The organism is Haliscomenobacter sp., from assembly GCF_033763495.1.
GTDB lineage: Bacteria > Bacteroidota > Bacteroidia > Chitinophagales > Saprospiraceae > Haliscomenobacter.
This window is the reverse complement of the sequence record NZ_JANRKL010000194.1, coordinates 1-5914: the sequence shown is the minus strand read 5'-3', so window position 1 is coordinate 5914 and position 5914 is coordinate 1. Positions and strand designations below refer to the sequence as shown.

Genomic DNA, 5914 nt, shown 5'->3' with positions numbered 1-5914 from the left:
AACTACCGCAACACCCACAACCCTGAAAACCCCGAACGCAAAGAAGGCGACCGCATCCTCATCCTCGAAGACACCGATGGCGATGCCCAAGCCGATAAAAGCACCGTATTTTACCAAGGAACCGATGTCAATGCTGCCCTGGGCATCTGGGCGGTAGACAATCAGGCCATAGTCTCTTGTAGCCCTTATGTGTTTTTGTTGAGTGATACCGATGGTGATGACAAAGCCGACAAAAGAGATACCCTTTTCACCGGGCTAAGCGGGGTACAATCCGACCACGCCGTACACGCCTTTGTACAAGGCCCCGATGGCAAGATGTACTTTAACTTTGGCAACAACGGCCGACAAATCATGGACCGCCATGGTAAACCCGTGATGGACCTGAGTGGCAATGCCGTAAATGACCAGGGTGCGCCCTATCGCCAGGGCATGGTATTCCGCTGCGACCCTGATGGCAGCAATCTGGAAGTGCTGGCCCACAATTTTCGCAACAACTACGAAGTAGCCCCCGATTCCTACGGCACCCTCTGGCAATCCGACAATGACGACGATGGCAACATGGGGGTACGCATCAACTACGTCATGGAATACGGTAACTACGGCTACACCGACCAAATAACCGGTGCCTGGTGGGGTGAGCGTCGGATCAACCTGGAGTCCGAAATCCCCTTGCGCCATTGGCATTTGAACGACCCCGGGGTGGTGCCCAATCTATTACAAACGGGTTCCGGTTCGCCCTGCGGGATGACGGTGTATGAGGGCGAGATGTTGCCCGAGGCATTCCACAACCAGCCGCTCCACGCCGAGGCTGGGCACAATGTTGTAAGAGCTTACCCTGCTAAATCTTCCGGTGCTGGTTATACCGCGGAAGTGTTGAATTTGGTCAAAAGTAAAGACCAGTGGTGCCGCCCCTCCGATGTAACGGTAGCTCCAGATGGATCGGTCTTTTTTGCGGACTGGTACGATCCTGCAGTAGGCGGACACAAATTTGGAGACACCGGTCGTGGGCGGATATTTCGGGTCAGTGCGGGTAAAAAAGGACGGAAATACCAGCCTGAAAAAGCTATCCCCGGTTTTGAAACCGAAGGTCAGCTTTTGGAGTCGCTCCAGAATCCCAATCTCGCCGTACAAGCCAAAGCCTCTAATGCCTTGCGCAGCATGGGAACAGGTGCTGAAGCGGGTTTGCTCAAACTGTGGAATGGGAACAATTCCCGAACCCGTGCTCGTGCTTTGTGGATTTTGGGCAAAATGAAGGGGAAGGCCCAAACCTATGTACAAGCAGCTCTGAAAGACATTGACCCGGATATTCGCATTGTAGGGCTCCGTTTGGCCCGACAGGTATTGCCCAATCAAATCGCTCAATTGGCCAAAACCGTGGCAAAGGACCCTTCCGCACAGGTGCGACGCGAAGCGGCAGTAGCATTGCGCTTCGCCAAAGGAGCGGAGGCAGACAAGGTTTGGGCGGATTTGGCCAGCCAATACGACGGGCAGGATCGCTGGTACCTGGAAGCCTTGGGAATAGGTTCTGACTTGCAGGCTGACAGCCGCTTTTTGGCCTGGAAAAAGAAAGTGGGCGGCAAATGGAATACCGAGGCCGGTAAAATCCTGGTTTGGCGCAGTCGTTCTAAAGAGGCGCTACCCTTATTGAAAGAGATGATCCTGGACCCAAAGATCAAAGCCTTTGACTTGAGACAGTACTTCCGCGCCTTGCATTTTCATGCGGATTCAACTAAAAATGGCCTGATTGAGAATCTGACGCAAGCGAAACATCCAATGCAGGATTCCATCAATATTTTGGCCTTGTTTTCGATTGATCCCGGCTATTATCAACAATCAGCTGCATTAAAATCTCTTGCGGAACAGGTGTTATCCAAATTAGAGGGTAGGGTGGAGTACCTCGATTTATTGGACCGCTTGCAAATCAAAAACCAGAATGAACAATTGCTGAAAATGGCGCTGGAAAATAAGGATGAAGCCTTGCGTGGGCAAGCCGCCAGCCTTTTGGTAGCCAACAAAGGAATGCCCCTATTACTACAGCAACTCAAAGGTGCAGATGAGGCCAAAGCCCAACAAATTTTGTATGCCCTGGCACCGGTGAATGATCCTGCTTTGTTCAAAATGTATCAGCAGTATTTGGGCGAAAACAATCCACTTGCCGTTCGTCGGGCTGCCTTGAGTTGCCTCAACAGCACCTGGGATGGGCAAATTTACCTTCTGGGATTGTTTGAAAAAAATCAAGTGCCAGAGGTATTGACCATGCAGGGTTTGGTTTCCCTCGCAGGTGCCTGGAATACGGATGTGCGCAAAAAATCGCGGGCATTATTGACCAAAAAACAAAAGGAAATGGGCAGTGATTTGCCCCCAGTGGCGGTATTGGAAGGCCGAAGTGGCAAAGTGGCGGCGGGAAAGGCAGTCTTTTTGCAGCATTGTGCCACCTGCCACAAAGTTGGAGCAAGTGGGGTGAACTTTGGCCCGGCTTTGACTGAAATTGGTTCCAAACTGGACAAGGGTGCGCTCTACAACGCGATTATTTATCCTTCCTCAGGAATCAATTACGGCTACGAAGGGTTTAATGTGGCCTTAAAGGATGGTTCAACCGTCCAGGGGATTGTAGAAAGCAAAACGGCTAGTGAACTGAAGTTGCGCATCATGGGAGGTACTTCCCGGTCTTATCCTATGGCCGATGTGCAAAAAATGGAAGAAATGCCACAATCCTTGATGACGGAAGGGCTCTACAAAGGTTTTAATGAGCAGCAATTGGTGGACTTGGTGGAGTATTTGGCCACTTTGAAAGCCAAAACCGAGTTGTAAAGAATAGCGCCGAAGGCGCCTAAAAAAGCAAGGGGGAAAAGCGACACAATCGCCAATCCCCCTTATTTTTCGCTTTTCGCTTATCAGTTATTGAAAAGATTGCTGTAATCATTTCCATCCCCTCTTGCTTCTTTCTCTGGGCGGCTTTTGAAGCTATCCAAATCCAGAGACTCGGCAGAAGAAGTTTTGCCAGTGCCTTCCATCAGCATAAGGGTGCTCTTTTTCTCCCAATCTTCCAACATTTGTAGGCCTTGTTCTTCGAACATGCCATTTTGCAGGTCGATGGAATCCATCAACTTGGAAGACATCTCCATGAAGTTTTCCATTTCACCTACCTTGTTGGCAACATCTTCGGTGATCGCATCCATGGCGGCATCAAACATCGCGCGCTTGTCCGGATCACCGCTGATGACGCTCATTGCCGAACGCATGGCAGAGTGGGAGGTGCGGATGGCTTTGCGTTCGATTTCCTTCACCTTCACCTGATCCTTGGTGTCTTCCAACAAAACTTCGGAGTTGCTGTGCATTTTGGACAGAATGCGATACAGGATCTCCATTTTTTGGTGTAAGGCAGCATATTTTTCGTTGCTTTCCTTCAAGCGGGCAGCCTTACGGGAAGCAAGCAACATTTGTTGATCCTTATCTTGATCGCGCGCAACGGCAGCAAGGCGCATATTGGCCTCAATTTCTTTGTTGTTGTCCTCAATCAGGGTGGTCATCTGGCGCATTTGACCACGCAGGACACCAATTTGTTTGCGCATTTTGGCCAAATTGTCCTCCAGGTCTTCAATGTAATTCTTGAGGATACCGATGGGGTCAATGGTCACAAACATTCCAGTTACCCAGCGCATCACACTTTTGTACATGTACCAAATCAAGGTGCGCATCTTGGGATCGAGCACCATATAAAGGATGGCTACCAATGCAACAATCATCAGTGCCAGGTAAAGTGTACTTTGAGCCAGAGCCAGAATCTGGGGCAGATAGGTCACAAAAACATAACCCAGACCAGCCAGAATAGCCAGCCCAAAAATAGCACCCGTGGTGCCTTCTGGACGTGACCAGAACGTTTTTGGTTTGAATTCGGGATTTTCAAATTTAACTTCAGCCATGATTAGGTGAGTTTTGGTAGCACTCAATGTTGAGCGCACTCAAAATTACAAATATTGTTGAATGTTCAGAATATCGCGATCGATTTCGTTCATCAGCGCTCGCAGGGTGTTATCAAAACCGTTTTTGGTGTTTTCGATTTTGGTCAATTCGGCCTCAATAAGATCACCTGCCTGGTCAACAGTAGACTGGGCAGCAGCAATTTTAGCTTCCAGTTCTTTGATTTTAGCTTGATGATCTTCAATTTGTTTGCGCAACTTTTCGACCTCTACCTGCTTGGAACGCACCTTTTGATCTACCTGCTTTTGCACGGCTGCATCAAACTGCGTTTTTTCATTGGTTAAGATATTTTTATAATGCTCGGCGGTTTTGAGCAATTTTTCCTTAGTCAAACCAACTGTTGCGGCGGTGGCATACGCAGATTTGAACATAGTGGGTTCATCGATGCCTAAATTGGTCAGATTTCCAATGGATTGCTTGAACTCAATGTAATCGAAACCAGGAAGGTTGTTCTTTTCCAAAGCCTGGGTTAAAAAATCAACGCTTTTTTCATCCAAACCGTGATGAATACCAAAAAGCGCTTTTAAACTTTTTTGCATGTGTCGTAGCATTTCTATTGGCGCAAAATAAGAGTTTTTAACCATAAATAAGCCGGAAAATTCGATTTCTCTGGATAAAACTTGGATGAAAGCTCCGCTCTCGGCCCACTTCGGCTCCGCTCAGTGACCGAGAACGGAGCCGAAGTGGACCGAGAGCGAAACTTTTTTTCAAAAAAATAAACCTACTACTTGAAACGTACGAAATAAATCGTACCTTTGAATCATGAAAACACAGAAACCAGAATCAGAACAATCGGGGGCACCCACCAAAGCAGAAATGGACATTCTGCAAGTCCTATGGGATCACGGCCCCAGTACGGTTCGTTTTGTGAATGATACCTTGAATGCACAAAAGAAAGCCGTACAGTATACCTCCACCTTGAAACAAATGCAGGTGATGACCGAAAAGGGGATGTTGCTGCGCGACGAAAGCCAGATGAAGCATGTATATACCGCGGCACTGGAAGAGGCTAGCACGAAGGGCAATTTGTTGGAGAACTTTGTTGACACCCACTATCAGGGGTCGGTAAGCAAATTGTTGCAATATTTTTTGGGCAACCAAAAGGCCAGCAAATCCGAGCTTGATGAAATACGAAAGCTGCTAAAAGACGAAGAGAACAAACTGTAAATTTTCAAAAAGAAAAGGTTTATGCAATTGTTATTCGCAACGTTTACCGTTTCTGAAAGTCTACTTCATGCCTTGAGTTGGACGCTGCTGCATTCGCTTTGGCAGGGCGCATTGGTAGCTTTCCTTGCAGGTATCTTATTTTGGGGGGCTGCGAATTGGAACGCCAACCTCCGCTACAAGGTGGTGGAATTTTTTAGGATTTAAGCTTTAAACCTTATTCAGTATGAACAGCTTTTTCGCAGCCAGTTTCTTTTCTGAAAGATTGTTGCAAACCATCAGTTGGACGCTATTGCATTCCTTATGGCAGGGGCTTGCCATGGCTTTATTCGCGGGTCTGATTATGCTCATTTCTAAGCGTCAAAAGGCCCAGCTGCGCTATAATTTATTGTCTGTTTTGATGCTTGCATTCGTAGTGGGAATAAGCACAACTGCACTTATTGAATGGCATTTTTTTAAATCTTTAGCGCATATTCCCAGCATCCAGTATTTGAGTGCGAGCGAAGTCTCAGGTGGTATTCTCAATGAAACTCAGATGTTGCAGGCACGGAGTTGGTTCAAAACCAATGTGCAACTGTTGCGCAGTTTATTTGAGCAAAATCATTTGCTCTTCGTTGGGGTATGGATACTCATGCTAAGCCTCAAAAGCATCAAAATGGGGCTGGACATCTGGTCGCTTTATCGGATGCGCTGGTACCGAACCTACCAACCTTCCCTGTATTGGCGAAATCGACTCATCGATCTAGCCCCACAAAGTAAAGCTAAGCAA

The 5914-nt window shown here is 47.7% G+C and carries 6 protein-coding genes; 4 read left to right on the top strand and 2 right to left on the bottom strand.

Going from position 1 to position 5914, the window contains the following annotated elements; genetic code table 11:
• Positions 1-2811, top strand: a 2811-nt coding sequence (locus SFV55_RS22470) for a PVC-type heme-binding CxxCH protein (protein WP_320031807.1), incomplete at its 5' end; no start/stop codon positions are given.
• Between the two features lie 83 nt (positions 2812-2894).
• On the opposite strand, the gene SFV55_RS22465 is transcribed toward SFV55_RS22470, so the two are convergent.
• Together SFV55_RS22465 and SFV55_RS22460 are read right to left on the bottom strand one after the other, a co-directional pair.
• Positions 2895-3923 (bottom strand): hypothetical protein, encoded by a 1029-nt coding sequence (locus tag SFV55_RS22465; RefSeq protein ID WP_320031806.1) that lies wholly within the window; start codon positions 3921-3923, stop codon positions 2895-2897.
• 45 nt (positions 3924-3968) lie between these two features.
• Positions 3969-4520 (bottom strand): hypothetical protein, encoded by a 552-nt coding sequence (locus tag SFV55_RS22460; RefSeq protein WP_320031805.1) that lies wholly within the window; start codon positions 4518-4520, stop codon positions 3969-3971.
• Positions 4521-4743: 223 nt separating this feature from the next.
• Between SFV55_RS22460 and SFV55_RS22455 the strand changes: the two genes are divergently transcribed.
• The 3 genes from SFV55_RS22455 to SFV55_RS22445 all read left to right on the top strand — a co-directional run.
• The gene (locus SFV55_RS22455; protein ID WP_320031804.1) at positions 4744-5148 is read left to right on the top strand and encodes a BlaI/MecI/CopY family transcriptional regulator; all 405 of its coding nucleotides are present in this window, start codon (positions 4744-4746) and stop codon (positions 5146-5148) included.
• Between the two features lie 21 nt (positions 5149-5169).
• Positions 5170-5352, top strand: coding sequence for a hypothetical protein (locus SFV55_RS22450; protein WP_320031803.1), 183 nt, complete (start codon positions 5170-5172; stop codon positions 5350-5352).
• A 19-nt stretch (positions 5353-5371) separates the two neighbouring features.
• A partial coding sequence (locus SFV55_RS22445) for a hypothetical protein (RefSeq protein ID WP_320031802.1) occupies positions 5372-5914 on the top strand: 543 nt, incomplete at its 3' end.

Bases quoted from the DNA above. Each gene is read 5' to 3' on its own strand.
- SFV55_RS22455 (WP_320031804.1), top strand. From the start codon at position 4,744: ATGAAAACACAGAAACCAGAATCAGAACAATCGGGGGCACCCACCAAA.
- SFV55_RS22460 (WP_320031805.1), bottom strand. From the start codon at position 4,520: ATGCAAAAAAGTTTAAAAGCGCTTTTTGGTATTCATCACGGTTTGGAT.
- SFV55_RS22465 (WP_320031806.1), bottom strand. From the start codon at position 3,923: ATGGCTGAAGTTAAATTTGAAAATCCCGAATTCAAACCAAAAACGTTC.
- SFV55_RS22450 (WP_320031803.1), top strand. From the start codon at position 5,170: ATGCAATTGTTATTCGCAACGTTTACCGTTTCTGAAAGTCTACTTCAT.